The 23,403-nt window shown below is 67.3% G+C and carries 31 protein-coding genes; 26 read left to right on the top strand and 5 right to left on the bottom strand.

Going from position 1 to position 23,403, the window contains the following annotated elements; translation table 11 throughout:
• From ABDW31_RS17465 to ABDW31_RS17435, 7 genes are all read left to right on the top strand, one after another.
• Positions 1-188: hypothetical protein (locus tag ABDW31_RS17465; protein WP_343699229.1), on the top strand; the 188-nt coding region annotated here is incomplete at its 5' end.
• Complete coding sequence (locus ABDW31_RS17460) at positions 185-550, top strand: DUF4810 domain-containing protein (RefSeq protein ID WP_343699228.1); 366 nt, start codon at positions 185-187, stop codon at positions 548-550. The genes ABDW31_RS17465 and ABDW31_RS17460, both read left to right, overlap by 4 nt.
• 7 nt (positions 551-557) lie before the next feature.
• On the top strand, positions 558-1,235 hold the full coding sequence (locus ABDW31_RS17455) for a GNA1162 family protein (RefSeq protein WP_343699227.1): 678 nt from the start codon (positions 558-560) through the stop codon (positions 1,233-1,235).
• Between the two features lie 157 nt (positions 1,236-1,392).
• The gene (locus tag ABDW31_RS17450) at positions 1,393-1,833 is read left to right on the top strand and encodes a hypothetical protein (RefSeq protein WP_343699226.1); all 441 of its coding nucleotides are present in this window, start codon (positions 1,393-1,395) and stop codon (positions 1,831-1,833) included.
• A gap of 581 nt (positions 1,834-2,414) precedes the next feature.
• Positions 2,415-2,867: a nuclear transport factor 2 family protein gene (locus tag ABDW31_RS17445; RefSeq protein ID WP_343699225.1), complete on the top strand. Its 453-nt coding sequence runs from the start codon at positions 2,415-2,417 to the stop codon at positions 2,865-2,867.
• Positions 2,868-2,961: 94 nt separating this feature from the next.
• Entirely contained in the window at positions 2,962-4,155 is a 1,194-nt protein-coding gene (locus tag ABDW31_RS17440; RefSeq protein ID WP_343699224.1) for a chlorophyllase, read from the top strand.
• Positions 4,156-4,229: 74 nt separating this feature from the next.
• The gene (locus tag ABDW31_RS17435; RefSeq protein WP_343699223.1) at positions 4,230-5,264 is read left to right on the top strand and encodes an AraC family transcriptional regulator ligand-binding domain-containing protein; all 1,035 of its coding nucleotides are present in this window, start codon (positions 4,230-4,232) and stop codon (positions 5,262-5,264) included.
• A 110-nt stretch (positions 5,265-5,374) separates the two neighbouring features.
• Here ABDW31_RS17435 and ABDW31_RS17430 read toward each other — a convergent pair whose 3' ends face one another.
• The 3 genes from ABDW31_RS17430 to ABDW31_RS17420 are packed head-to-tail and all read right to left on the bottom strand — an operon-like array spanning position 5,375 to position 6,911.
• A complete protein-coding gene (locus ABDW31_RS17430) occupies positions 5,375-5,911 on the bottom strand; it encodes a DUF1003 domain-containing protein (protein ID WP_343699222.1) in 537 nt (178 codons plus the stop codon).
• Positions 5,908-6,390, bottom strand: a complete 483-nt coding sequence (locus ABDW31_RS17425; RefSeq protein WP_343699221.1) for a low affinity iron permease family protein — start codon at positions 6,388-6,390, stop codon at positions 5,908-5,910. Before ABDW31_RS17425 ends, ABDW31_RS17430 begins: the two co-directional genes overlap by 4 nt.
• A complete protein-coding gene (locus tag ABDW31_RS17420) occupies positions 6,390-6,911 on the bottom strand; it encodes a hemerythrin domain-containing protein (protein ID WP_343699220.1) in 522 nt (173 codons plus the stop codon). The genes ABDW31_RS17425 and ABDW31_RS17420 overlap by 1 nt, the downstream gene beginning before the upstream one ends.
• A gap of 240 nt (positions 6,912-7,151) precedes the next feature.
• Here ABDW31_RS17420 and ABDW31_RS17415 point away from each other — a divergent pair, with 240 nt between their 5' ends.
• On the top strand, positions 7,152-9,098 hold the full coding sequence (locus tag ABDW31_RS17415; protein ID WP_343699219.1) for an ATP-binding protein: 1,947 nt from the start codon (positions 7,152-7,154) through the stop codon (positions 9,096-9,098).
• A gap of 48 nt (positions 9,099-9,146) precedes the next feature.
• Here the strand turns inward: ABDW31_RS17415 and ABDW31_RS17410 are convergent, their stop codons facing one another.
• On the bottom strand, positions 9,147-9,332 hold the full coding sequence (locus tag ABDW31_RS17410) for a helix-hairpin-helix domain-containing protein (protein WP_343699218.1): 186 nt from the start codon (positions 9,330-9,332) through the stop codon (positions 9,147-9,149).
• Between the two features lie 92 nt (positions 9,333-9,424).
• On the opposite strand from ABDW31_RS17410, the gene ABDW31_RS17405 reads away from it, so the two are divergent.
• The 3 genes from ABDW31_RS17405 to ABDW31_RS17395 all read left to right on the top strand — a co-directional run bounded on the left by ABDW31_RS17405 (position 9,425) and on the right by ABDW31_RS17395 (position 11,060).
• Positions 9,425-9,853, top strand: a complete 429-nt coding sequence (locus tag ABDW31_RS17405) for a GFA family protein (RefSeq protein WP_343699217.1) — start codon at positions 9,425-9,427, stop codon at positions 9,851-9,853.
• Between the two features lie 621 nt (positions 9,854-10,474).
• Positions 10,475-10,738, top strand: coding sequence for a hypothetical protein (locus ABDW31_RS17400; RefSeq protein ID WP_343699216.1), 264 nt, complete (start codon positions 10,475-10,477; stop codon positions 10,736-10,738).
• A 115-nt stretch (positions 10,739-10,853) separates the two neighbouring features.
• A complete protein-coding gene (locus ABDW31_RS17395; RefSeq protein ID WP_343699215.1) occupies positions 10,854-11,060 on the top strand; it encodes a hypothetical protein in 207 nt (68 codons plus the stop codon).
• Between the two features lie 508 nt (positions 11,061-11,568).
• Here ABDW31_RS17395 and ABDW31_RS17390 read toward each other — a convergent pair.
• Positions 11,569-12,078, bottom strand: a complete 510-nt coding sequence (locus ABDW31_RS17390) for a pyridoxamine 5'-phosphate oxidase family protein (RefSeq protein WP_343699214.1) — start codon at positions 12,076-12,078, stop codon at positions 11,569-11,571.
• Between the two features lie 152 nt (positions 12,079-12,230).
• On the opposite strand from ABDW31_RS17390, the gene ABDW31_RS17385 reads away from it, so the two are divergent.
• From ABDW31_RS17385 to ABDW31_RS17315, 15 genes are all read left to right on the top strand, one after another.
• Positions 12,231-12,599 carry an MmcQ/YjbR family DNA-binding protein gene (locus tag ABDW31_RS17385; protein ID WP_343699213.1) on the top strand — a complete coding sequence of 123 codons (369 nt, stop codon included), beginning with the start codon at positions 12,231-12,233 and terminating at the stop codon, positions 12,597-12,599.
• A gap of 170 nt (positions 12,600-12,769) precedes the next feature.
• The gene (gene trbB, locus ABDW31_RS17380; RefSeq protein ID WP_343699235.1) at positions 12,770-13,678 is read left to right on the top strand and encodes a P-type conjugative transfer ATPase TrbB; all 909 of its coding nucleotides are present in this window, start codon (positions 12,770-12,772) and stop codon (positions 13,676-13,678) included.
• A 79-nt stretch (positions 13,679-13,757) separates the two neighbouring features.
• Positions 13,758-14,129 carry a TrbC/VirB2 family protein gene (locus ABDW31_RS17375; RefSeq protein ID WP_343699234.1) on the top strand — a complete coding sequence of 124 codons (372 nt, stop codon included), beginning with the start codon at positions 13,758-13,760 and terminating at the stop codon, positions 14,127-14,129.
• The gene (locus ABDW31_RS17370; protein ID WP_343699212.1) at positions 14,129-14,395 is read left to right on the top strand and encodes a VirB3 family type IV secretion system protein; all 267 of its coding nucleotides are present in this window, start codon (positions 14,129-14,131) and stop codon (positions 14,393-14,395) included. Before ABDW31_RS17375 ends, ABDW31_RS17370 begins: the two co-directional genes overlap by 1 nt.
• 3 nt (positions 14,396-14,398) lie before the next feature.
• Positions 14,399-16,843: a conjugal transfer protein TrbE gene (gene trbE / locus ABDW31_RS17365; RefSeq protein WP_343699211.1), complete on the top strand. Its 2,445-nt coding sequence runs from the start codon at positions 14,399-14,401 to the stop codon at positions 16,841-16,843.
• Entirely contained in the window at positions 16,840-17,556 is a 717-nt protein-coding gene (gene trbJ / locus ABDW31_RS17360; RefSeq protein ID WP_343699210.1) for a P-type conjugative transfer protein TrbJ, read from the top strand. The genes trbE and trbJ overlap by 4 nt, the downstream gene beginning before the upstream one ends.
• Positions 17,553-17,780: a putative entry exclusion protein TrbK-alt gene (trbK-alt, locus tag ABDW31_RS17355; RefSeq protein WP_343699209.1), complete on the top strand. Its 228-nt coding sequence runs from the start codon at positions 17,553-17,555 to the stop codon at positions 17,778-17,780. Before trbJ ends, trbK-alt begins: the two co-directional genes overlap by 4 nt.
• Positions 17,777-19,045, top strand: coding sequence for a P-type conjugative transfer protein TrbL (gene trbL / locus ABDW31_RS17350; RefSeq protein ID WP_343699208.1), 1,269 nt, complete (start codon positions 17,777-17,779; stop codon positions 19,043-19,045). Before trbK-alt ends, trbL begins: the two co-directional genes overlap by 4 nt.
• On the top strand, positions 19,042-19,728 hold the full coding sequence (gene trbF / locus ABDW31_RS17345; RefSeq protein WP_343699207.1) for a conjugal transfer protein TrbF: 687 nt from the start codon (positions 19,042-19,044) through the stop codon (positions 19,726-19,728). Before trbL ends, trbF begins: the two co-directional genes overlap by 4 nt.
• Positions 19,725-20,504 carry a P-type conjugative transfer protein TrbG gene (gene trbG / locus ABDW31_RS17340; RefSeq protein ID WP_343699206.1) on the top strand — a complete coding sequence of 260 codons (780 nt, stop codon included), beginning with the start codon at positions 19,725-19,727 and terminating at the stop codon, positions 20,502-20,504. Before trbF ends, trbG begins: the two co-directional genes overlap by 4 nt.
• Positions 20,501-21,646 carry a TrbI/VirB10 family protein gene (locus ABDW31_RS17335; RefSeq protein WP_343699205.1) on the top strand — a complete coding sequence of 382 codons (1,146 nt, stop codon included), beginning with the start codon at positions 20,501-20,503 and terminating at the stop codon, positions 21,644-21,646. The genes trbG and ABDW31_RS17335 overlap by 4 nt, the downstream gene beginning before the upstream one ends.
• Positions 21,643-21,867, top strand: coding sequence for a DUF2274 domain-containing protein (locus tag ABDW31_RS17330; protein WP_343699204.1), 225 nt, complete (start codon positions 21,643-21,645; stop codon positions 21,865-21,867). The genes ABDW31_RS17335 and ABDW31_RS17330 overlap by 4 nt, the downstream gene beginning before the upstream one ends.
• A gap of 42 nt (positions 21,868-21,909) precedes the next feature.
• Positions 21,910-22,113, top strand: coding sequence for a hypothetical protein (locus tag ABDW31_RS17325; RefSeq protein ID WP_343699203.1), 204 nt, complete (start codon positions 21,910-21,912; stop codon positions 22,111-22,113).
• A gap of 77 nt (positions 22,114-22,190) precedes the next feature.
• Positions 22,191-22,796 carry a DUF4142 domain-containing protein gene (locus tag ABDW31_RS17320; RefSeq protein WP_343699202.1) on the top strand — a complete coding sequence of 202 codons (606 nt, stop codon included), beginning with the start codon at positions 22,191-22,193 and terminating at the stop codon, positions 22,794-22,796.
• A gap of 21 nt (positions 22,797-22,817) precedes the next feature.
• The gene (locus ABDW31_RS17315) at positions 22,818-23,222 is read left to right on the top strand and encodes a DUF3597 domain-containing protein (protein ID WP_343699201.1); all 405 of its coding nucleotides are present in this window, start codon (positions 22,818-22,820) and stop codon (positions 23,220-23,222) included.
• The last annotated feature ends 181 nt before the right edge of the window (positions 23,223-23,403 follow it).

The following is a 23,403-nucleotide window of genomic DNA, read 5'->3' as shown; positions in this document are numbered from 1 at the left end:
ACATCCCCGTCTCGATCCGCGGCTACACAAGCCGCCGATCTGGCCATCAAAGCCTCAAGGACAGGGGGTCATTTTTGGACGCCGATATCCCCGAGATGGGGGTCATTTTTGCAAGCCGAAACACACTTTTCGACAAGGACATCTATGTCGGCGCCGGCTCCAAGGTCGCCGTGGAGCTTGCCCGATGACATTGCGCGCCCTGACACTTTTGGCAGTCCTTTCGGCCAGCAGCGTGCTTTGCGCCTGCGCCACACCAGCCCGCTTTGAATGGGGAGCTTACGAAAGCGCCCTCTACATCTATGCGAAGAAGCCGGATCGCCGCCCAGACTATCGCGCCGCCCTCGAAGCGGCCGTGGAGAAGGGGCGCAAGACAGATCGCATTGCACCCGGCCTTCTTGCAGAACTCGGCTACCTGCATCTGGAGGACGGCGATACCGACAAGGCCGTCTCGCTCTTCGAGGAAGAGATGCGCCGCTTTCCTGAAGCCCGGCCCTTTCTCGGCGGCGTGATCGCGCGCGCCAAGAAGAACAACGCCACCACGACCGAGTGAGGGGATGATGTCCATCAAAGCCTGCCTGCGACTGATAGCTCTCGCTGCCGCGGCCGTGTCGATCACCGCCTGCGCCGCCGCGCCAAAGGTCAAGGATTACCAGGCGTTTCGCGCCGAAAGCCCCCGCAGCATCCTGGTGGTGCCAACGCTGAACAACACCGTCAGCGTGACCGCGCCGGACTTCTTTCTCTCGACCATTAGCCGCCCGTTCGCCGAGCGCGGCTATTATGTGTTTCCAGCGCACATGGTTCGGCAGCTGCTAAACGCGGACGGGCTTTCCGATCCTGGCCTTGTGCACGCGGCCGACCCGCGCCGCCTGGGCACGCTCTTTGGATGCGACGCGGTTTTGCTCGTCGCCATTCAACAATGGGATTCAAAATACGCGCTGATAGCGACCACTACGACGGTCAAGTTCGACTACACGTTGAAGAGCTGCAAGACCGGCGCGACGATCTGGGAAGACACCCAGACCATGGCCTACTCACCTCAAGGCGGTTCAAGCGGCAATCCGCTCGCCGACCTGATCGCCGCCGCCATCACGGCTGCCATCGAGAAGGGCATGCCCAACTACATGCCGCTCACGGTCCAGGCCAATGCGCTGGCGGCTGGCGCGCCCGGGCGTGGAATTCCAGCGGGGCCGTACCTTCCTGCGCAGTTCGGGAAAGATCAGAAGGTGTTTCCGTGAAGTTGCATCGGCGTTTGAGCGTGAGCTTTCCTGGACTGCGATCTGACGGCCAGTACGGCCATCCGATTCTAGCACGTGGTCTTGGTAGGTGAGCGTACGTCAGCTCGTCGGTGTTGCCCTTGTCCTCCTGTTGGGGGGCTGTGGCGAAGAACCGGCCATGGCTCCGGAAGCGGCGGCCAAGGTGCCCGTGCAGTGGAACCTTCAGGCTAAGTCAATTAGCCAAGCGGATGCCGAGCGCGCTCTGGATATCTTCCTGAAAAGCTGCCCCGATCTCGGACAGCGAGCCGGAAACGACATCGAGAGCATCCGAGTCCGAACTACGGATGAGTACGCCGATCACCGCCTCAGGCTGGGTTGGAAAACCAGTTTCGAAGTGTCGGTCGCGCTGCGGGACGACTTGAAGACACTGCCCAATTTTACGAGTGATGGGTCCGGGCTTTCCGGTCAAACCCTCTGGTACAATCTGGGTGGTGGGTTGCGGCCGGGTGCTCTGTCAGGCAAACGCGCTGCCCAGGCGCTGTGCGGATTTCCGATGGGCGAGGGGGCCGATACCTTCAAGTCGATCTCGGCGCTCGGTTTCCTTGACTCGCCAAGCTAGGCAAAGGTCGAGTTTCTGGAGTTGGGCCAAGGTCCGCTTTTGGCGCGACGTCGCCGTCGAAGCTCCCTATCGTCGCCCCTAGTGAGCCGTCATCCGATCGCGTCTCTCATGACCTTCGCTCTTCGGCGAAGTTCCGCGGCGACTTCACGCGCCAGCGCGGGTCCACCTTCGAATGTGCCAGCCCCTTTGTCGCACTCTGCCGCTATTCGGTCGAAGTGGTCTGGTGATGATGGAGCCATCTCCTCAAGGATTTCCCTGATGATGAACTCTGCATCCGAGGAGAGATGAAATGGCGCATCATCATTAGGGGAGCGGGTCATAGCTACGTAACGTGCCAGCTCGCCCAGTAGAGCAAACTCTCCCATTTGCGGCTCAAATGAGGGCGTCGCGTCCCCGAGCAGATGGTCGAACTTGCAGTTGGGTCGCTGCGGCTGTCGCGTGGCGCAAAAACGTCCAGTTTCTGCCCGGATGCCAACGGCGGAAAATGGCGCAGGCCGGCAACGTTACAGGCTGCGGATCGGCGGGGGAGGATAGGAAGCGGCTCTCTTCCATGCCACCCTCGGGCGAACAAGGAGCAGCGTATGCGCATTCCACTGGTCGTCTTTGCACTGACCTGCTTCGTCGCCCACGGCGCCGCAGCTCAAAGCGCGCCATCGATCCGCATGCCGCCAGAAATAGGCGCTGCTTACGGTCGGCTGGGTAAGACTATCGTCACTCACGACGCGGAGGGCGTGAAGTCCGTTTGGGCCGAAGACTTCATCGTCAACTCGCCCAACAACACGGTATTGCGCCGCGACGAGGTGATCGCGGCGATGAATGAGGACCTGCTCGACTACAAAGACTTTCGCAAGAACATCACCGTCGTCGATCAGAAGCCCGGCGCCGTCATCGTGATGGGCTACGACACCCTGGTCCCCCTCAAAGGACCAGGCGCAGGCAAGCAAGTTTCGCGACCATTCACCGACGTCTGGATGAAGCGTGGCGAGGCGTGGATGCTCGTGGCCAGACAGGCCACGATTGCCGCCGCCAACTGAAACAAGGAAGATGTCAGCTTAGGTCTGACGTGGATCTCGCCGTTACACGGCGTGCCGAAGGTCCAGTTCCCGGAATTGACGACAGCAGCTCATCGTGCTGCGCAGCCGCCTCGCGCTTCCAGACCGCCAATACGAGCGAGATGGCCGGCAAAGGGTGCTGGTTGTCCACCGGCTAGGTCTATCCAATCGTGAGTTGGCGCCATCTGCCAGTAGACTGGCGCGCTCGGTGAATGTTCGAATTCTTGGGCGGCCTAACTTCGGGTCATCGGCGTCGGCGCTCTTCGTGATCGCCAACGCGTCTGATCCGGAGACGTCAGCCATGAACAACCTCATCAAACAAGCGCAACACATCCCGGTCGACGAGGCCAGGACCACAATTTCGATCAGCCCGATCACGCTGGCCGCGCCCGGCCGGGGTCTGCCGCTTGAGCTGCGCATCACCGGGCCTGTTTCGGGCGAGGCGTTGCCCATCGTCCTCTTATCGCACGGCCACGGCCCATCGAACTACATCCCCTCGAAGGACGGCTATGGCCCGTTGGTCAACTTCTACGCCGAGCGCGGCTTTGTCGTGATCCAGCCCACCCACCTCAACTCGAAAGTCGCTGGGCTGCCGGCCGGCTCCGCAGGCGGACCGCTCTTCTGGCGCTCGCGCGTCGAGGACATGAGCTTGATCCTGGATCGTCTGGACGAGGTCGAGGCTGCGGCGACAGCTTTCAGGGGGCGACTGGATCGCGCCAAGGTCGCTGTGGTCGGCCATTCGATGGGCGGCCAGACCGCTGGCTTGTTGCTCGGCGCGCGGCTCACCGACCCGAAGGATCCGGCGGCCCAAGACGTCAACGTGCTGGAGCCGCGCATCAAGGCCGGCGTGCTGCTGACCGCGCCTGGCAATGGCGGCGACAGCCTGACCGAGGCGACGGCCAGCAACTATAGCTGGTTCAATCCCGACTTTTCGCACATGACCACCAGGAACCTTGTCGTCGTCGGCAGCGACGACGCCTCGGCTCACCTCACGGTCCGCGGTCCGTCCTGGCACGCTGATCCTTACCATTGCAGCCCCGGCGCCGAGGCGCTCATGACCGTTCTGGGCGGCAAGCACGGTCTTGGTGGCATCTCCGGCTACGACGCCAAGGAAACCGATGACGAGGAACCCGAGCGCCTGGAGGTTGTCCTGCGCATGACCTGGGCCTATCTGCGCTCGGCGTTCGATGGTGACGATCGCGCCTGGGCCGCCGCGCGGGCCGCGCTGCAAACCCATGCCCCGTCGCAGGCGCGGGTCGACCTTCGCTAGCGGAGCAGAGCGTTCTTGACCATGTTTGGGCGCATGGTCAGGGACTCGCGCGAATGACGGGCAAGGAGCCACGTATGACCTCTCAAGTGTTGGATAGAGGCCGGTTTCCGCCAACGCTTTGGCGAGCGATGCAGAGCGCGGGGCTGAAGCCTTCCAAGGTCCTGCGCGCGGCCCGGCTTCCCTCGACCCTGCATCTTGACGCCTCCGCAATCTTTTCCACGACCCAGCTGTTCGCGATCTGGAAGGCGCTTGAGGCGATTGCAGATGACCCAGGCGTGGCGCTTCGGCTGCTCGACGGGGCCGATCGCTGCGGCCACCAGCCCGCCTTCATTTCCGCGCTCTACGCGTCCGACTTTCGGGACGCCATCCAGCGTATCGAGCGCTTCAAGCGGATGGGCGCCTGCGAGGTGTTCACCACTGAGGAGGCGAACGGGCGCTGGACGATCATTAAGGAGTGGCCGTTCGCGATGGAGACCGAGCCGGCGGTCTCGGTGGATCTGAGCTTCATGTTCTTGCTGGAGCTTGGCCGTCGAGGAACCGGCCGGCGTATTTGCCCGGCGCGAGTTGAATATCAACGAGCGGGCCCCAGGAACCGCGAACTTGAGGACTACTACGGGGCCCCGTTGGTGTTCGCGGCCCCGCGAAACGCGATGATCTTCCATGTCGAGGATCTAGCCGCGCCGTTCCCCGGGCACAGCCCTGAGTTTCTCGATCTCGTCACGCCGGGGCTGGCGGCCGCGTTCGCGGAAATGCATGAGGACCACACAATCGCCGACCGTGTGAAGTCGGTGCTCAAGCGCGCGCTCGCCAGCGGCCGCCCCGAGGTGGCGCACGTCGCGAGGGATCTGGGGATGAGCGAACGCACGCTGCAGAGGCGGATAACCGATGAGGCCACGACGTTTCGTGCGCTGCTCTCGGATGCGCGACGCGAGCTCAGCCAGCAACTGCTCGCCGATCCCGCCATTCACATCGACGAGGTGACCTACCTGCTCGGGTATCAGGACACCACCTCGTTCTATCGGGCCTTTAAGGACTGGGCGGGCGTTTCGCCGGGCGAGTGGCGATCAGGGTTTGGAGCGGAATCCAAGACGGCCGAAGGTCTTCACTGAATATGGGCCTGCCTCGTTGCCGGACCTGCCAAAGGCATTGAGGGGCTCGCAGGGTTTCAAGCGGCTAGGCCAGAGTCGTGTCGAACGCCAAGAGGCCGCGGTCGGCGCACCTACGCTTTGTGCTCGTCCCCTTCGCGGTCGATCGAAGCGGCCATGGCTTCCGGATCGGCGGGCTTGGCCATGTCGGCAGTCTCCGCATCGACCCGATCGGCGACCCCGGGATCGTCACGACGAAGCTCTTCCAGGAGCTGAATGATCTTGGCGCTGCGCCGATCTGCCAGGAGGGCCACTTCCAGGGTCAGTTGAGCGCGGCGGTCGGCGAGCAGGTCTTCGCGCCGTTGCGTGACCAGGATCAGGATCGATACGATGAGGGCTGCTACGGTCGCGGCCAACTCTAGCCACGCGAAAGCCGGCTGATCCACTTTGCCGCCACCCCGCACAGCGGCAAACAGCGTCCAGGCGCCGACGACGCATAGCAGGATGAGCGGCGCGCTCGGGCGCCCCAGGCGCTCGGTGATCTTGTCGATCGCCCTTTGCAAGCTTGTTGCCTTGCTATCGTGGTCGCGGTGGAGTTTGACGACGGACTCCACCGTCTCCTCGACATGCTGGGCCAAGACGCCGCCAGGTTTCGAAGCCGCGTCGCTCATGACCGCTTGGCCTTCGCGCCAGAACGGGGCGGGGCAGGGCGTTTGGCCTTCTGGTTGGAGCGCGCCGGCTTGGACTTGGGCGCCTGCCGCGCCGTCCGTTCCGCCGTTGCCCTGGCGGCGATCTTGGCGCTGCGTTCAGCGTCGCGCTGACAGCGCGCGTGCAGGGCTTCCAGCTCTTTGTCTGTGAGCTTCTCGATGCCCATGAACTCGTCCATCGCGTCGGAGGCGCGGATCAGCTCATCAAGCTTGGTCTGCAAGGCGACGCCGTCGCGATTTTGGGTGTTCTGGATCAGGAACACCATCAGGAACGTGACGATCGTCGTGCCGGTGTTGATGACCAGCTGCCAGGTCTCGGAGAATTTGAACACCGGGCCGCTTACGGCCCAGATCACGACAGCTGCGACGCAAAGCAGAAAGGCGACGGGGCTTCCCGTCGCCTTGGCCGTTGCGTTCGCGAATTTGGCGAACAGCTTGTCCATCAGTGCTGCGCGAGCGTCGTGCCTTCCAGGGTCGGCGTCTCGGGAACGGGAAGGCCGCCAGCCTTGTAGTTGGCGATCAGCTGCGCCTTTTCGGCCGCCATCTGCTCGCCCAGCGCATCCATGTCCAGTCCCGCCTTGCGCGCCTGGCTGAACATGCCCTCCACGCGCTGTTCCTCTTCCTTCACGTGGTGCTCGATCATCTCCGAGAGCACCTTGACCTTGGCGTCATAGAATTCGTCGTCGGGACCGCCAGCCTCGATTTCGGCGATCAGCACCTTGGCGCCGTCGTGCTCGACGTAGGCCTCTTTCAGGAGGTCTTCCTCCACCTTGCCCTCACAGGCCGGGTAGAAGATGTCTTCCTCGATCTTGGTATGGACAGTGAGTTCCATGCAGATCTGTTCGGCCAGCGCCTTCTTCTTGCCGTCGCCCTTGGCGGTCTCAAACTTGGCGAACAGATCCTCGACCTTTCGGTGATCGGCTTTCAACAGCGCGATGGCGTCGAGTTTACCGTTGTCGGCCATGGATACATCTCCTCAGAAACAATCAGGGTCGTCGTCAGCACAGCAACGATAGGCGTCAGCGGTCGTTCCCAAGCAGACAGCAGTTGAGAGGTGTTCGCGACTGGGCCGTTGGCGTGGAACGCGGGCGAGGGGCAGGGGTTGTCACTCAAGTCGTGTTCGACGACGCCTACGCGTCGCCGTGGCGTAGCCAGTTTCCGCGTAACTTTCCCTACAACTCTCCGCGCGCGTAACCGGACCGCCATGGCCATACACTTCGACGGCATAGACATTGATGGGCTGGGAAACCTCATTGATGTGCTCGAAGCCAGTCCCGACTGCGTGAAGATCCTGGATCCCGATGGCCGAATTCACGCGATCAATTCGGCTGGTTGCGCCTTCCTCTGCGAGACGAGCGCTGTCCTGGAGGGACGCCTGTGGGCGGATTTCCTGCCCCAGGGCTTCCGGGACGCGGCGCAGAACGCCGTCGCCGGCGCGCTGACCGGGGCAACGCTGCGCTTGTCCACCCCCTGCCAGACGCCGAAGGGGCCTCGATACTGCGATCTCACAGTCTCGCCATTGCGCAGCCCCGGCGGGCACGAGGTCGTCGCGGTCCTTGCCAGCACGCGCGACGTCACCGACCTCGTGACGGGCCGGCTCACCGCCGAACAGGTGGCGCGGGATATGGCGCGCCAGTCCGCCGCCCTGCGTGCGGCCGGCCTCGTGGCCAAGCTTGGCGCCTGGGAAATCGACTATCAGCGAGACGAGATCTTTTGGTCCGACGAGATCTGGATGCTGATGGGCCAGCAACCGCGCCGGCTTGCCCTGGAGGATGCGGACTCGGTGCTGACCGGCGAGAACCGCCGGCAGTTGCGTCAAGCCCTTCAGGACTGTCGTGAAACGGGCCGGCCGTTCGCCCTCGACGTGCCCATCACGCGCAATGATGAGACGATCATCTGGGTTCGGATTTTCGGCGAGCTTGATCCCAGCGGTCATATTCTGCGCGGCGCGGTCCAGGACATCACGGCGCAACGCACCGCCGAGGCCGAACTGGTGGCGGCGCGCGACGCCGCGCAGGCCGCCAGCGCGGCCCAGAGCGCCTTTCTAGCCAACGTGTCCCACGAGATCCGCACACCCTTGCACGGGATCTTGGGGATGGCGCAAGTCATGGAGACAGAAGGGCCCACGCCCCTGCAACGCGAGCGCCTGACGATCATCCGCCAGTCGGGCGAAACCTTGATGGCGCTGCTCAACGACATCCTGGACCTGGCCAAGATCGAGGCGGGTCACATCGAGATGCGGGAGCGGGCGTTCGACCTGCAGGCGGCATTGACGGCCGCATGCGGTCCGTTCACCTACCTCGCGGCCCAGCGTGACCTGCCGCTCGACCTTACAGTGGATCCAGAAGCGGCCGGGCGTTGGATTGGCGATGAGCTTCGGCTGCGCCAGATCATTTCGAACCTTGTCTCCAACGCCGTGAAGTTCACACAGGCGGGGAGCGTCACGGTGTCGGCGCGCGCCACGCAGCTGGGTCTCTGCGTTGCGGTGTCCGACACTGGGCCCGGCATCTTCCCCGGTGACGTTGACCAGCTTTTCGAAAAGTTCACTCAGGGGCATGGCCCAAGCCGTGGCGGATCTGGCGCGCTCAGCGGCACGGGCCTTGGCCTGGCGATCTGCCGGCAGCTGGCCAGGCTCATGGGCGGCGACGTCACGGTCGATAGCGAGCTTGGTCGAGGATCAACGTTCGAGGTCTGCGTGCCCCTGGAACGCGTTGCGCCGTTCGATAGCGCGACGGGTGCACAATCACCGTCCGCGCCGATCGCCGAGGCGGCGCCATTGCGCATCCTGGCGGCCGAGGACAACCCCACCAACCAGTTGATCCTGCGATCGATGCTCGCCCCCTTGGGGGCTGAGCTCCTGATCGTGGGCGACGGCCTATCGGCGGTGGAAGCCTTCGACGCCGAGCCGTTCGACGTGATCCTGATGGATATCCAGATGCCGCGGCTCAACGGTGTGGAAGCCACCCAACGAATTCGCAGCATCGAGTTCGACCAGCGTCGTCGGCAAACGCCTATCGTGGCGCTCTCGGCCAACGTGATGGCGCACCAGGTCGAGGCCTATCGCGCCGCAGGCATGAACGACGTCGTCGAAAAGCCTATCGATCTGGCTCGTCTCTACAGGGTGCTCGAAGGGGTGGTCGATCAGACATGACCGGGCAGGGCAGCAACCGTCCGGGCTGGCGTCGGAAGTGGAGCGTGACTAGCCGACAATGAGTTGGCCCTCGACGCCCTCGGTCTTGCCCGAGAGGCCGGGGACTTCGTCGAGCTGGCGCAGGCTCGTGAAGCGGCCGCGTTCTTCGCGATAGCGCACGATCTCGAAGCCGTGACCGTGAAGGACCTCAATGGTGTCCAGCTCATCGGCCGTGGCGGTGTTCAGGTTCAGCATGGTCGTGGTCCTCAAACCTCGGCGAATCCGACGAACGCCCGAGAAGACCGCTGGGTTCGCGTCCGAACGGCGCGGCCGCGCGTTGCAAGGCCATGAGCCACGTTGCTGAGCGGACCGGCGGCTGCGCCTGTGGCGCAGTGCGTTTGAAAACCACCGGCGAGCCCAAGCGCGGCGGGCTGTGCCACTGCCTGACCTGCCGGAAGGCCCACGCCAGCGCCTTCAATCCGTTCGTGGTCTTCGCGCCGCAAGCGGTCGAGGTGCTCGGGACCACCCAAGCGTGGCTTAGCTCGCCTGGCTACGTCCGGCGGTTCTGTCCCGAGTGCGGGTCCCGTGTTCTCGCCGAAAACAGCGACGGCGCGGGCGGCCGCGAGATCGAGCTGTCGTCGGGGAGCTTCGACGAGATCGGCTTGTTCTCCCCGCAGTATGAAAGCTGGACGGTGCGGCGAGAACCTTGGCTGGATCACCTTGAGGCGCCGCAATACGACGAGAACCGGCCAGCGCTGCCCGAGCCCGCCGACTAGACCGATCTGCGGGACCTGCGGTTCGGTGCTCGCTCCGGGCGGGCGTCAGGATAGGCGAGCGCTTACCGGATCGATCACAGCGCCGGCCACGTCTGGTCGGGATCGGCGGAGGCGGGGCCTTGCGCCTTTAGCGCGCGAGGTCGAGGCGCGGATGATAGGGCGCATCGCCGCGAGCCATCAAACCCGCCTCGGGGCGCTGGGGGTCCCTTCGCGGCGTCATTTGCTGGTGACATTGGTCGGCCTCTTGACCAGGGCGAAGGACGAACTAATTCATCGCCTGCTTGCCGGGGGCCGACAGGGTCCCGGCTCTGGGGCGCCGACGTTTCGCGCGGCGCTCTTCATGTCCAGTTTTCTTTCGAGGAGATGGAAATGAGCACAGCGTTTCGGTTCCGAACACCAACTGCCGCAAGGGTCCGTGTCGGTCACTCGGCCGCGTGCGCCAGGACTGCGCTGGCCACCTGCGGGGCTATAGCCCAGCCGCCACATCGCCTGGCCGAAACGGGGCACGACGCCAGGCGCGCGCGCCAGGCGACCGGCGCACCGGTTCCGACGGCTCGTCCTCGCGCCGCTCAGGCCTCGGTCGCGACAGCGGCCGAACTGGCGGCCTGAGGAGGTCGCGCCATGCACGTCGATCCGAAGGCCAATGAGCGCGTGCGGTCTTGGCCCGTACGCCCTGCGGTCGGATTCCTGCATCCGCTGGAGGTCGTCAAGGACACCGAGCTTGATCTTGCCGAGAAGCGCGAGATCCTCGCGGCCTGGGCGTCGGACGCCAGTGCTGTCGAGCATCGTCCAAGTCAGAGATGGCTCTTGGGAACACCGGCCCCCGTGCCGCTCAGCGAGGTCCTGTCCGCGCTGAAGCGGTTGGACCGCGAAACGTTCTCTTGAGTTGGGGCGGCGGCCGGCCCGTGAAGGGTCGGCCGCTACCCGTCCCATCCTGCCTGACCCTGTTATGACAATGCCCTGCTACGTGTTTGTCGAGCCTTTAGAGGACGGCTGGAGCGTGCGCGGCGACTTCGAAGACAGTCCCACGCGCTTTCCGACCGGCGCGCGCGCCGAACAGGCCGCTCGCGAAATTTGCCACCGGTTGGCCGATGCCGGCGATCCCGTGGTCCTGGAGATCCGCTTGCGCGACGGCGCGCGTGCCGGTCGGTTCCTCTTCCCGCCTTTTGGCGGCGAGCCGAGTCGCGCCTGGCCGTTGCGGGCCTAGCCTGGCGACCCTCGAGCGCCCTGGTCGATTGTTTCGGGCGCCACGCAACCAGGCTGGGGGGCGGTGGAAGCGATCGCATCGCCGCGTTTCTTCGCCGGTCGATCGCTGCCGTCCGCCGGGGGACTTGCATGACGGATCAAAAGATAGCGCCCCGGAAGGTCCGGGGCGCTGGTGTCGCTCAAGCCCATGGCGAGCGCTTAAGGCCGGAGGCCTCGTGGTCGACGTCGGGATGCGGCCTGACGCGGGTGGGCGTCAGGCCATCACGGCTCGAGGACGGCGGCGGCGCGGCGGCGCGGCGATGTCCGATCGCGCCGCGTCGTAGGAGCGCTGCAAGTGGCGACCAAATTCCTGATGCTGACGTGAGCGGACATTGTCGGACCTCCCGCTGATTTACATCGACACGCTCGCCCTGATCCAGCGACAGCGGCCCGGAGGGCGAGGCGTTTAAACTACGCTCGAGTCGCCCATCGCGTTCCCGGTGCTGATCCGTGATCGGACGAGCTTGGTCTCACAGATCGACCTTGGCGTTGTCGCCCATCTGCGGCGCCGCGCCTGTCACCGCCGCCACCACCATCTTGACCAAGGCCACGGTCTTGCCGGGGCTGTCCCAAAGTTCGCCGTTGTGGGGCGTGAAGGTGATCAGGCGGATCGACGGGTCGCTCGCGTCTTCCCACCAAGCCTTGTCGAAGTCCGTCCAGAGCGACGTGATCTTGGCGCGGTCGTTGCTAACCCGCGCTGATCCGGCCATCACCGCGTACTTGTAGTGGCTGTTGTCGGCCCAGGCGCACGACACGGCGGGGAAGTGCTCGACCTGGCCGTTCTTGTCGCCCTCGACGTCGACGAGAAAATAGATCGCGTGCTCGTCGCGGCGAACGCGGGCCGACAGCGGCCGGCTGTGCTGATGCTCGCCGTCCCAGGTGGTGAACATGCCGATGTCGATCTTCTCGGCCAGCTCCCAGATCCGGTCGGCGACCTCTTGCGGCGACTTGGTGTTGTCATCGCTGCGTTCCTTGGTCATCGGGTCTCCTCATGGCTTGGACAGAGCCAACGCGCCCGGCCGGGCGGCGTTGCGCAGCGGCCCAGCCCAGCCCACGACCGATCCTGACGGGGCAACACGACATTTTGCATGGGGCGGGCGACTCGGCTGATCTCACCGCGACGAGGCTTGCGATGACCCCTGACCAATTTTCCGCACTGGCGCTGGCGCTCGGACCTGCCGTCCAGGTCAAACCGATCCTGGAGACGGTTCAGTTCCGCGTGGGCGGCAAGGCGTTCGCGACCTTGGGCTGGCCGGCGGAGGGCTGGGCCGTGGTCAAGGTCGCGCCGTCTCGCCAGGCCTGGGCGCTGTCACTGGGAGCAGGTGTCGCCCCCGAGCCCGGTCGGCGTCGCAAGGCGGGTATCGTGCTCATCCGCTTGGCGGCGATAGACGCGGGCGTGACGGCAGACCTTCTGGGTGACGCCTGGTCCTTTGCCCATCGCGCCAGTCGGGCTTCTCGAGACGGCGGTGTCGCAGCGGCCGAGACCGCGCTTTTCGCCTGACAGGAAGGGGCGCTCGCCGCCGTTTGCCTGTCTTTCTACGCCACTGTCCGATCCGCCGATTTGGCTGTTGAGATCGGCCAATTCACGGTCTTCTTACTCATCCCCGTAGCCAACGGGGATCTGTCGTGGACCTTTCCGAAACCCAAGCAGGACGTGAGCGCAGCCGCCAGATGCTGCGCACCGCCCTGGGCCCGCTGCTCCTGGCGCGGCTCGAAGACCCCGGCGTCGCCGAGGTCATGCTCAATCCCGATGGTCGGGTGTGGATCGACCGCTTCGACGCGGGCCTGATCGATGCTGGCCTGTCGGTTTCGGCTGATGACGCCGAGCGGATCCTGCGGCTGGTCGCTCACCATGTGGCCGCCGAGATCCATGCGCAGCAGCCGCGGCTGTCTGCCGAGCTCCCCGGCACGGGTGAGCGCTTCGAGGGCCTGATGCCGCCGCTGGCGGCCGCCCCGACCTTCTCCATTCGCAAACCCGCGAGCCTGGTGTTCCGGCTCGATGACTATGTTCGCGCCGGCGTCATGACCGAGCGGGAAGGGCGGGTGCTGGCCAAGGCCGTCGCCGACCGCGCCAACATCCTGGTGGCGGGCCCGACCTCCAGCGGCAAGACCACCCTGGTCAACGCGCTCCTGGCCGAGATCGCCATGGGCGGCGACCGGGTGATCCTGCTGGAGGACCTGCGCGAGCTGCAGTGCACGGCGCCCAACCAGGTGGCCCTGCGCACTCGCGAGGGTGTCGCCAGCCTGACCGATCTCGTCCGCTCGTCCCTGCGCCTGCGGCCCGACCGCATCATTATCGGCGAGGTGCGCGGGCCCGAGGCCCTCGACCTGATCAAGGCCTGGGGCACTGGGCACCCCGGCGGCGTCGGCACCTTGCATGCCGGCTCGGCCCTGGGGGCGCTGCTGCGCCTGGAACAGCTGATCCAGGAAGCGGTGGTCACCGTGCCGCGAGGCCTGATCGCCGAAACCATCGATGTCATCGCCGTGCTCGCCGGACGCGGGCGAGCGCGACGCTTGATCGACCTTGTCCGCCTGGAGGGCCAGGCGCCCGACGGCGCCTACCAGCTCAGCCCCGCCTGAGACCCTAAGCCCCCCAAACCCCGACATCGTTGAAGGAGATGGTTTCGTGTTCACGAGCCTTGCCCTGCCGCGCGCCCCTATGCCTGCTCATCGGCCGCCCGGCCTGCCGTCCCGTGCGCGTCGTTTTCGCGATCGGTTTCCCCAGCTCAAGCCCTGGATCATCGCCGGCCTTGCCGGCGGGCTGACCCTGCTCAGCGCCCAGGCCCAGGCCGCCGGCTCGGGCATGCCCTGGGAAGAGCCGCTGCAGCAGATCCTGGAGTCCGTCGAAGGGCCGGTCGCCAAGATCATCGCGGTGATCATCATCATCGTCACGGGCCTGACCCTGGCGTTCGGTGAGACCTCCGGCGGCTCACGCAAGCTGATCCAGATCGTCTTCGGCCTGTCGATCGCCTTCGCCGCCAGCTCCTTCTTCCTGTCGTTCTTCTCGTTCGGCGGCGGAGCGCTGGTCTGATGGCCGGCGATCGCGCTCTGGGGTTCGCCGCGCCCGTCCATCGGGCCCTGACCGAACCGATGCTTCTGGCCGGCGCCCCACGCGCGATCGCCTTGGTCAACGGCACCCTGGCCGCGGCCCTCGGCCTTGGCCTGCGCCTTTGGATCGTGGGGCTTCTGGTCTGGCTGGTCGGCCATGGGCTGGCCGTCTGGGCCGCGCGCCACGATCCGCAGATCTTCGATGTCGGCCGCCGCCACGTGCGCCTGCCGGCCCACCTGGAGGTCTGAGCCATGCTCGACCTTCGCGAATATCGCCGCCGACCCACGCTTCTGGCCGACTACCTGCCATGGGTGGCTCTGGTCGCCCCCGGCGTGGTGCTGAACAAGGACGGAAGCTTCCAGCGCACCGCCGAGTTTCGCGGTCCTGATCTCGACAGTTCCACCGACGCGAAGGTCGCCGCGGTCGCTGCTCGCCTCAACGGCGCCTTGCGGCGTCTGGGCTCGGGCTGGGCGATCTTCGTCGAAGCACGGCGTGATCCCTCGGCGGCCTATCCGACCAGCGTCTTTCCCGATCCGGTCTCGGGTCTCGTCGAGGAAGAGCGGCGCGCCGACTTCGTGGAAAGCGGCGAGCACTACGAGAGCCGCTATTTCCTGACCCTCAGCTACCTGCCGCCGGCCGAGCAGCGGGGGAAGATCGAGCGGCTGTTCGTCGAGGGCAAAAGCAGCGCCCAGGTGGACTGGCGCGCCGAGCTGGCCGCCTTCATCGATCGCACCGACCGCTTCCTGGCCCTGCTCGATGGCCTGATGCCCAGCCTGGCCTGGCTGGATGACGCGGCGACCTTGAGCGTCCTGCACGGCGCTGTCTCGACGACCCGCCAGCGCGTGGCGGTTCCACAAACGCCGATCTATCTCGACAGCCTCCTGGCGACGGAGGCCCTGGCCGGCGGTTTGGAGCCGCGTCTGGGCCGCGCACACCTGCGAGTCCTCACCATCGTGGGCTTCCCGCCCGCGACGACGCCGGGCCTGCTGGACGATCTCAACCGGTTGGCCTTCGCCTACCGCTGGTCGACCCGGGCCCTGTGCCTGGACAAGACACTCGCCACGGGCCTGCTGACCAAGATCCGCCGCCAGTGGTTCGCCAAGCGCAAGTCGGTGCTGACGCTGCTGCGCGAGGCCCTGACCCAGGAGCCGTCGGCCCTCGTCGACAATGATGCGGCCAACAAGGCTGGCGAGGCGGATCTCGCCCTGCAGGACCTCGGCCGGGACGCCGTCGCCTACGCTTATGTCACCGCCAGCGTCGTGGTCTGGGACGATGATCCCGCCCGCGCCGACGCCAAGCTCGCCCTGGTCGAGAAGGTCATCCAGGGCCGCGAGCTCACGGTCATCCGCGAGAGCGTCAACGCCGTGGAAGCCTGGCTGGGAACGCTGCCGGGTCATGCCTACGCCAACCTCCGTCAGCCGCCGCTCTCGACCCTGAATCTGGCCCACCTGGCGCCGCTCTCGGCGGTCTGGGCCGGACCCGAACGCAACCGCCATCTCGACGGGCCGCCGCTGCTGATCGCCCGGACGGCCGGTTCGACCCCGTTTCGTCTCAGCCTCCACGTCGACGACGTCGGCCACACCCTGGTGGTCGGCCCCACGGGCGCGGGCAAGAGCGTGCTTCTGGCCATGCTGGCCATGTCGTTCCGGCGCTATCCGGGCGCCCAGGTCTTCGCGTTCGATTTCGGCGCCTCCAGTCGCGCCGCCGTGCTCGGCATGGGCGGCGACTTCCATGACCTGTCGGGCGAGGGCGGCAAGGCCCCGACCCTTCAGCCGCTGTCGATGATCGACCAGCCCGAGGAGCGCGCCTGGGCCGCCGAATGGCTAGCGGCGATCCTCGCCCGAGAGGGCGTGACCATCACCCCGGCGGTGCGCGAGCACCTCTGGGCGGCGCTGGGCAGTCTGGCCGGCGCGCCGACCGCCGAGCGCACCCTGACGGGTCTGGTGGCGCTGCTGGCCAGCCCGCCTCTGAAGGCCGCGCTCGCGCCGTTCGTCCTGGGCGGCCCACACGGCCGGCTCCTGGATGGCGCCGGCGAGCGGCTAGGGGAGGGCGACGTCCAGGTCTTCGAGACCGAGGGTCTGGCGCGTCTGGCGGCCGCGCCGGCGGTCCTGGCCTACCTCTTCCATCGCATCGGTCGGCGCCTGGACGGCCGGCCGACCCTGATCCTGATCGACGAGGGCTGGCTGGCGCTCGACGACCCAGCTTTCGGCGCGCAGCTGCGCGAGTGGCTGAAGACCCTGCGCAAGAAGAACGCCTCGGTCGTCTTTGCCACCCAGTCCTTGGCCGACGTCACCAGCAGCGCCATCGCCGCGGCGATCATCGAAAGCTGCCCGACCCGGATCTTCCTGCCCAACCCCCGGGCGCTGGAACCGCAAGGCGCGGCCGCCTATGCGCGGTTCGGTCTCAACGCGCGGCAGATCGAGATCCTGGCCCGCGCCACGCCGGCCCGTGACTACTACCTGCAATCGCGGGTCGGGGACCGCCTGTTCGATCTTGGTCTGGGGCCCGTGGCGCTGGCCTTCAGCGCGGCGTCTTCGAAAGCCGACCAGGCGCTGATCGGCAAGGTCCTCAAGAGCCATGGCAAGCGCGGCTTTGCCGCCGCCTGGCTGCGCGCCAAGCGCCTGACCTGGGCCGCAGCCCTCCTGCCGGGCGGATCGGCCGTCCCGGCGAGCACCTCCCCGGAGACTTCGTCATGATCCTCAACCGTCGCCGCCTGGCGGGCGTCGTCGTTGCGAGCCTGCTCGCCGCCGGGCCGCTCGCGACCTCCACGGCTCGAGCCCAGTTCACGGTCTTCGATCCGACCAACTACGCCCAAAACGTCCTGCAGGCCGCTCGCGCCCTGCAGACCATCAACAACCAGATCAGCTCGCTGCAGAACGAGGCGCAGATGCTGATCGGCCAGGCCAGGAGCCTGGCCAGCCTGCCATACTCGTCCCTCGCGGCGCTGCAGGCTCAGGTCGATCGCACCCGGGAGCTTCTGGGGCAGGCCCAGGGCCTGGCCTACGACGTCACCCAGATCCGCGAAGCCTTCCGCACCCAGTACGGGGCCGTTGACCTATCGGTGACGGACGCGGCCCTGACGCAGCGCGCCGATGCGCGCTGGGGCGCGGCCGTGTCGGGGTTTCAGGACGCTCTGAAGGTCCAGGCCGGCGTGGTCGGCGGCATGGGCGCCAGCCGCGACCAGCTGGCGGCCCTGGTCGGCCAAAGCCAGGGCGCGGTGGGCGGGCTGCAAGCCGCCCAAGCCGGCAACCAGCTCCTGGCCCTGCAAGCCCAGCAACTGGCCGATCTTCTGGCGCTCAGCGCCGCCCAAGGACGGGCCCAGGCCCTGGAAGCCGCCGACCGCGCCGCCGCGCGCGCCGACGCCAAGGCCCGCTTCTCCAAGTTCATGGGGAGCGCCGGCACGCCGTGACCAAAGCCCTCGTTTGGGGGACAGCACTCATCATTCTACTGGGCGCCGCTGTCTTGGCGGGCGGGGCGTCCCAGCCTTCATCGGTCACGAAGCCGGCCATCGGCCCGCGTGATCCAGAGCTGTCGCGCTGCCAGGGCCTCGGCGAGGCCGGCGGACAGGACGCGCGCTGCCGGGCCGCCTGGGCGTCGGCCCGCACCCGCTTCTTCGGCGGGGCCGCGTCATGAGCGACGTCGGCGTCATCGATCGCTTCTTCGATACCTTCAACCGATACCTCGATAGTGGCTTTGGGCTCCTGGGTGGGGAGGTGGCGTTCCTCTCCACGACCCTGGTGGCGATCGACGTCACCCTGGCGGCGCTCTTCTGGGCCTGGGCGTCGAATGAGGACGTGCTGGCCCGTCTGATCAAGAAGACCCTCTATGTCGGGTTCTTCGCGTTCCTGATCGGCAACTTCCAGACCCTGTCTTTCGTGGTGTTGAAGAGCTTCTCGGGCTTGGGCCTGAAGGCCTCGGGCGCCGGGATTTCGGCCGACGACTTCCTTCGGCCGGGCAAGTTGGCGGCGCTGGGCGTGTCCTCCTGCAAGCCGCTGCTGGAAGCGGCCGCCGAGCTGGGCGGCTTCCCGGGCTTCTTCGAGAACATCGTCCAGATCGTTGTCCTGCTGCTGGTGGCGCTCTTCGTGATCGTCGCCTTCTTCATCATCGCGGTTCAGATCTTCGTCGTACTGATCGAGTTTAAGCTGGTCACCCTGGCCGGCTTCGTCCTCGTCCCGTTCGGTCTCTTCGGCCGTACCGCGTTCCTGGCCGAGAAGGTGCTGGGCAACGTCATCGCCAGCGGCGTCAAAGTCATGGTGCTGGCCATCGTCGTCGGCATCGGCTCCTCGCTTTTTTCCGAGTTTACCCGCGCCGCCGGTGGCCAGCCGACGCTCGAAGAGGTCCTGGCCATGGCCCTCGCCGCCCTGACGCTTCTGGGGCTGTCGATCTTCGGGCCAGGCGTGGCCTCGGGCCTGGTGTCGGGCGCGCCGCAGCTGGGCGCGGGCGCCGCCGTCGGGACAGGCGTGGTCGTTGGGGGCATTGCGATGGCCGGCGCCGCCGCCGCGCAGATGGTCGCCAGTGGCGTGGCCAGTTCGGGCGCCGGCGCGGCGGCTGCGGCTGGCAGTGGCGGACGTCCGCCGCCCGCAGGCTCGGCGCCCTCGGGCGGCTCGCCGCCCAATCCACCGCCGGGCGGCGGCGGCGCCAGCGCGGCGCCGTCAGGCGGCGGTCCGTCCTCGCCGCCGCCGAGCAGCGGACCCGGCGGCCAGGGCGGGGCCAATGCTCCGAGCGGACCGGCCTCGTCGGCCAAACCAGACGACCCGTCCGAGCAACCGGCCTGGGCTCGAGACCTCGAGCATCGCCAGACCCTGACCCATGGCGCGGCCATGGCCGTCCACGCCGCCGGCAGCGGCGATGACCACAGCGCCGGCGCGGCGCCCAGCCTTTCGGAGGATCGATCATGAGCCCGCTCAAGGGACCGGCGCGCTATGGCGCGACGCCGGAGGCAGAGACCGCCTACCAACGGGCCGGGCAGGCCTGGGACGCAAGGCTCGGCTCAGCGCGCGTCCAGGCCTTCAACTGGCGCCTGGTGGCCATGGGACTGCTGGCGCTGAGTGGCGGCCTTTCGGCCGGCCTCGTCACCCTGTCCCTGCGTGGTGGCGTCACGCCGTGGGTCGTCGAGGTCGACAAGTTGGGCGAGCCACGGATCGCCGCGCCGGCCGTCCAGGGCGCGCGGGCTACCGATCCGATGATCGCCTGGACGCTGGCGCGCTTCGTCACCGACGTTCGCACCGTCTCCACTGATCCGGTGCTGATGCGGCAGGCCTGGCTTCGAGCCTACGACTTCACCTCGACCGAGGGGGCGGCGGTGCTGTCGGACCACGCCCGGCGCGCTGATCCGTTCAGCCAGGTCGGCAAGACCCAGACCACCGTGGCGGTGACCAGCGTGGTTCGCGCCTCGCCCGACAGCTTCCGGCTGGCCTGGACCGAGCAACGCTTCGCCGATGGCCAGCTGGTCGCCACCGAGCGATGGACCGCCATCCTCACCGTCGTCGTCAAGCCGCCGCGCACGGCCGAGGGCCTACGGGCCAATCCGCTGGGCGTCTTCGTCACCGCACTGTCCTGGTCCAAGGAGTTTGGCGCATGACCCGCCTGGCCTTTTGCGCAGGCTGGGCCTGCATCCTGCTGGCGCCCTCCGCCTGGGCGCAGCCGATCGAAGGCGACGCACGCCTTGCCGCGCCGGCGGGCATGAAGGATTTCGACTGGCAGGAGACCGCCGTCTATCCGGTGATCGCCACACCGGGACGGATCACCGACATCGTGCTGGAGCCGGGGGAGGCTCTGGTCGGAGCCGGCGCGATCGCCGCCGGCGACACCGCCCGCTGGGTCATCGGCGACACCGCCAGCGGCGCGGGCCTTGGCCGGCGGGTGCATGTGCTGATCAAGCCGACGGCGGCAGGGCTGGCGACGAACCTGCTGATCAACACCGATCGCCGCACCTACCATTTGGAGCTTCGCGCCTCGGCGCGGACCTGGCAGGCCCAGGTCTCTTGGACCTATCCGGCGCCGGCGCCGGGTCCGGTCGATGCGCCGCCGGCGCGGCCCGCGCTTGACCTGATGCGGGTCAATCGGGGCTACCGCGTCGAGGGCGATCATCCCGTCTGGCGCCCCGTCGCGGTCTTCGATGACGGTCAGCGCGCCTATGTCGAGTTCGGCCCCGGCGTCGTGCTGGACGACCTGCCGCCGCTCTATCGGCTCAGCCCCGACGGCAAGGCCAGCGAGCTGGTCAACTTCCGTGTCGAAGACCGCCGGATCGTGCTCGATCGCCTGTTCGACCGTGTCGAGCTGAGGCTGGGGATCAAAAGCCAGGCAAAGCGGGTTCGGATCGTTCGCCTAGGCGCCGCGCCGGAGGCGTCGCAATGAGCGCCGAGCGCACCGAGGCCGAAGAGGCCGTCGCCAAATCCTTACGCCTGCATGCGAGCCCGGCCCCCGTCGCTCGGATCTCGCGCCGGGCCCTGATCATCACCACCGCGATTATCTCAATCGGCCTGTTCGGTGCGGTGAGTTGGTCGATGCTCGATCATCGGCGCGCGGCCCAGCCCAAGGCCGACACGGCGCCGGTCGCGACGCCGTCGGAGCGGGTGACGGCTCTGCCCAAGGGCTATACGGGCCCGGCCGGCGTACCGGCCCTGGGACCGCCGCTGCCGGGCGATCTTGGCCGGCCGATCCTGGCGGCGCAAAGGGCGCAAGCGCCGGATGGGGCAGCGGCTGTGTCGACGGTTGATCCGTCGCCGAGGACGGGAGCGATCGCTCGGCCTGTCGACCCGGAGCGCGAGGCGCGGGCCGCTGTCCGTCGCGCCGCGGGGCAGAGCGGCCTCTTCGTCGCGGGACGCGCCGAGGCTGGTGGCCCTGCCGGGGGCGAAGTCCCGGAGAAGATCGCCGGGCAGGATCCTCGGACCACGAGCATCGAGCGGTTGCAGGCTCCCGCTTCGCCCTACCTGTTGCAGGCTGGCGCCGTAATCCCCGCCGCCTTGGTGACCGGCTTGCGGTCCGATGCGCCCGGTGTCGCCATCGCCCAGGTCACCCAGGATGTTTTCGACAGCCTGGGCGGCGGCTTCCTGCTGATCCCGGCCGGCGCGCGCCTGGTCGGCGAATACGAAGCCGAGGTGAAGAGCGGTCAGAGCCGCCTGCGTGTGGCCTGGACCCGCCTTATCCTGCCCTCGGGTCGCTCGATCATCTTGGACAAGCTGCCGGCCGCCGACGCCCAGGGCATGGCCGGCCTGCAGGACGGCGTCGATCGCCATAGCGGTCGCATCCTGGCGGCGGCGGGCTTGAGCACTGTGCTGGCGATCGGCGCGGAGAGCGGATCGTCCAGCGACGAGTCCGATCTCGTGCGCGCCATCCGTCGCGGCGGCGCCGACGCGGTCACCGATGTTGGCCGCCAGGTGGTCGGCGCCAGCCTCGATCGCGCCCCGACCCTGACGATCCGCCCCGGCGCGCCGCTGCGCGTCCTGCTGACCAAGGACCTCGTCCTGGAGCCCTACAGCGCGGGAGCAGGCCGATGAGCAAGCTGAAACTGCGCCCCCTGGAGGATGAGGCGCCGGTCAAGATGACCCTGGACGTTCCGCCGGCGACCTACCGTAACCTCATGGCCTATGCCCAGGCCCACGCCGCCCAAACGGGTGGGAAGGTCGCTGAGCCCGTGCGGTTGGTGGTGCCGATGCTCGACCAATTCATGGCCAGCGACCGCGTCTTTACCCGAGGCCGCAAAGGACGGGCGGACTAGACCACGCTTGCGGCCGGTCAAGCGCGGGTTCTAGCTAGCCGCATGAAGCCGCCACCGCCCTTGGACGAGATCGACTGGGACCAGGCGGCGCGCCATCTGATCGCCGCCCTTCCCGGCGCGTCCCTGGCCGACGTCGTGGCCCGGGCCGAAGCGGCGGCGACAAGACTGGCGGCCTGGGGCAAGGCGCGTGACGCAGAGTGCATGCGGCGCGCCGCGGCCCACATCCGCAAGCGCCTGATGCACTAGCCCTCAAACGATAGGCAGGGAACGCACGACAAGCCGCGCCGTTGAGACGTCACCGCAACCGATGGAGACGCCGACCCATGGCCCGACACTCTCTGCTTGCCGCCGCCGCGATGATGGCCCTGTCCCTGGCTGCTTGCCAGAAGAAGGACGCCGCGCCCGCCGCGACCGATCCTGGCACCAGCAACGCCGCCGTCAACGCCGCCCAAGACGCCACGGGCGCCGCCGTTGGCACGGCCGCCGCCGTCACCGGCCCGATGTCAACCGACGCCTTCGTCACCAACGCCGCGATCAGCGACATGTACGAGATCCAGGCCGGCCAGATCGCTCAGGCCAAGGGGCAGAGCCAGGCCGTCAAGGACTTCGGCAAGCAAATGGTCACCGACCACACCGCGCTGTCCAATGCGATGAAGCCGCTGATCATCGCCGCCGGCAAGACCGCTCCGACCGGTCTCGACGAGCGCCGCAAGGGCATGATCGACAACCTCAGCGCCGCCGCCCCGGCCGACTTCGACAAGGTCTACACCAGCCAGCAGGAAGCCGCCCACAACGAGGCCCTGACCCTGATGCAGGGGTACGCCGACCACGGCGACGACGCTGGCCTCAAGGCCGGCGCCGCCAAGGCCTTGCCTAAGATCAAGGCCCACCTCCAGCACGTCCAAGGCCTGACCTCGGGCGCTCACTAACCTCACGCAAAGGAGCGCCTGATGGGTCTCTTCTCCAAAATCGTCGACAAGATCTTCCACCACGACAAGGCCAAGCCCGCCGCCCCGGCGCAGGCTCCCGCGCAGGCTGCGCCGACCGCCCAGGCCGCGCCCAGCCCCGCGACGCCCGCGGCGCAGCCCGCGCCCGCACCGGTCGACGTCGAGGCGGTCTTGACCTCGATGGCCGAAATCGAAGGCGGCGGCGGCAACTGGCGCACCTCGATCGTCGATCTCCTCAAGCTGCTCAAGCTGGACTCCAGCCTGGAGGCCCGCAAGGACCTTGCCGACGAACTGGGGGTCCATGCCGGTGAGCACGGCAGCGCCGAGCAAAACATCGCGCTGCACAAGGCGGTGATGAAGAAGCTGGCCGAAAATGGCGGCCAGGTTCCGGCCAGTCTCTACACCTGACGTCCACCGAGCCGGCCGAGCCATCGGCCGGCTCGCGTTTGGCGCGCCCGCGATGGCCGCTCGTGCGGGCCCGTCGCGAACCGCCGACACTGGGTTCAGGGCCCGTGGGTTTGAGAGACCGCGGAGCGTTCGCGGAGGCTGGAGCCTTCGACGTCAAGGTCCGCTGCGTCCGGTGTCTCCG

The sequence above is a fragment of the Caulobacter sp. genome (assembly GCF_039596335.1).
Taxonomy (GTDB): Bacteria; Pseudomonadota; Alphaproteobacteria; order Caulobacterales; family Caulobacteraceae; genus Caulobacter.
This window is presented reverse-complemented; position numbering and strand designations above follow the sequence as displayed.

What these genes read in the sequence shown, in the direction of transcription:
- ABDW31_RS17460 (WP_343699228.1), top strand. Translation starts at nt 185, where the DNA reads ATGACATTGCGCGCCCTGACACTTTTGGCAGTCCTTTCGGCCAGCAGC.
- ABDW31_RS17455 (WP_343699227.1), top strand. Translation starts at nt 558, where the DNA reads ATGTCCATCAAAGCCTGCCTGCGACTGATAGCTCTCGCTGCCGCGGCC.
- ABDW31_RS17450 (WP_343699226.1), top strand. Translation starts at nt 1,393, where the DNA reads ATGGCTCCGGAAGCGGCGGCCAAGGTGCCCGTGCAGTGGAACCTTCAG.
- ABDW31_RS17445 (WP_343699225.1), top strand. Translation starts at nt 2,415, where the DNA reads ATGCGCATTCCACTGGTCGTCTTTGCACTGACCTGCTTCGTCGCCCAC.
- ABDW31_RS17435 (WP_343699223.1), top strand. Translation starts at nt 4,230, where the DNA reads ATGACCTCTCAAGTGTTGGATAGAGGCCGGTTTCCGCCAACGCTTTGG.
- ABDW31_RS17430 (WP_343699222.1), bottom strand. Translation starts at nt 5,911, where the DNA reads ATGAGCGACGCGGCTTCGAAACCTGGCGGCGTCTTGGCCCAGCATGTC.
- ABDW31_RS17425 (WP_343699221.1), bottom strand. Translation starts at nt 6,390, where the DNA reads ATGGACAAGCTGTTCGCCAAATTCGCGAACGCAACGGCCAAGGCGACG.
- ABDW31_RS17420 (WP_343699220.1), bottom strand. Translation starts at nt 6,911, where the DNA reads ATGGCCGACAACGGTAAACTCGACGCCATCGCGCTGTTGAAAGCCGAT.
- ABDW31_RS17415 (WP_343699219.1), top strand. Translation starts at nt 7,152, where the DNA reads ATGGCCATACACTTCGACGGCATAGACATTGATGGGCTGGGAAACCTC.
- ABDW31_RS17410 (WP_343699218.1), bottom strand. Translation starts at nt 9,332, where the DNA reads ATGCTGAACCTGAACACCGCCACGGCCGATGAGCTGGACACCATTGAG.
- ABDW31_RS17405 (WP_343699217.1), top strand. Translation starts at nt 9,425, where the DNA reads ATGAGCCACGTTGCTGAGCGGACCGGCGGCTGCGCCTGTGGCGCAGTG.
- ABDW31_RS17400 (WP_343699216.1), top strand. Translation starts at nt 10,475, where the DNA reads ATGCACGTCGATCCGAAGGCCAATGAGCGCGTGCGGTCTTGGCCCGTA.
- ABDW31_RS17390 (WP_343699214.1), bottom strand. Translation starts at nt 12,078, where the DNA reads ATGACCAAGGAACGCAGCGATGACAACACCAAGTCGCCGCAAGAGGTC.
- ABDW31_RS17385 (WP_343699213.1), top strand. Translation starts at nt 12,231, where the DNA reads ATGACCCCTGACCAATTTTCCGCACTGGCGCTGGCGCTCGGACCTGCC.
- trbB (WP_343699235.1), top strand. Translation starts at nt 12,770, where the DNA reads ATGCTGCGCACCGCCCTGGGCCCGCTGCTCCTGGCGCGGCTCGAAGAC.
- ABDW31_RS17375 (WP_343699234.1), top strand. Translation starts at nt 13,758, where the DNA reads ATGCCTGCTCATCGGCCGCCCGGCCTGCCGTCCCGTGCGCGTCGTTTT.
- ABDW31_RS17370 (WP_343699212.1), top strand. Translation starts at nt 14,129, where the DNA reads ATGGCCGGCGATCGCGCTCTGGGGTTCGCCGCGCCCGTCCATCGGGCC.
- trbE (WP_343699211.1), top strand. Translation starts at nt 14,399, where the DNA reads ATGCTCGACCTTCGCGAATATCGCCGCCGACCCACGCTTCTGGCCGAC.
- trbJ (WP_343699210.1), top strand. Translation starts at nt 16,840, where the DNA reads ATGATCCTCAACCGTCGCCGCCTGGCGGGCGTCGTCGTTGCGAGCCTG.
- trbL (WP_343699208.1), top strand. Translation starts at nt 17,777, where the DNA reads ATGAGCGACGTCGGCGTCATCGATCGCTTCTTCGATACCTTCAACCGA.
- trbF (WP_343699207.1), top strand. Translation starts at nt 19,042, where the DNA reads ATGAGCCCGCTCAAGGGACCGGCGCGCTATGGCGCGACGCCGGAGGCA.
- trbG (WP_343699206.1), top strand. Translation starts at nt 19,725, where the DNA reads ATGACCCGCCTGGCCTTTTGCGCAGGCTGGGCCTGCATCCTGCTGGCG.
- ABDW31_RS17335 (WP_343699205.1), top strand. Translation starts at nt 20,501, where the DNA reads ATGAGCGCCGAGCGCACCGAGGCCGAAGAGGCCGTCGCCAAATCCTTA.
- ABDW31_RS17330 (WP_343699204.1), top strand. Translation starts at nt 21,643, where the DNA reads ATGAGCAAGCTGAAACTGCGCCCCCTGGAGGATGAGGCGCCGGTCAAG.
- ABDW31_RS17325 (WP_343699203.1), top strand. Translation starts at nt 21,910, where the DNA reads ATGAAGCCGCCACCGCCCTTGGACGAGATCGACTGGGACCAGGCGGCG.
- ABDW31_RS17320 (WP_343699202.1), top strand. Translation starts at nt 22,191, where the DNA reads ATGGCCCGACACTCTCTGCTTGCCGCCGCCGCGATGATGGCCCTGTCC.
- ABDW31_RS17315 (WP_343699201.1), top strand. Translation starts at nt 22,818, where the DNA reads ATGGGTCTCTTCTCCAAAATCGTCGACAAGATCTTCCACCACGACAAG.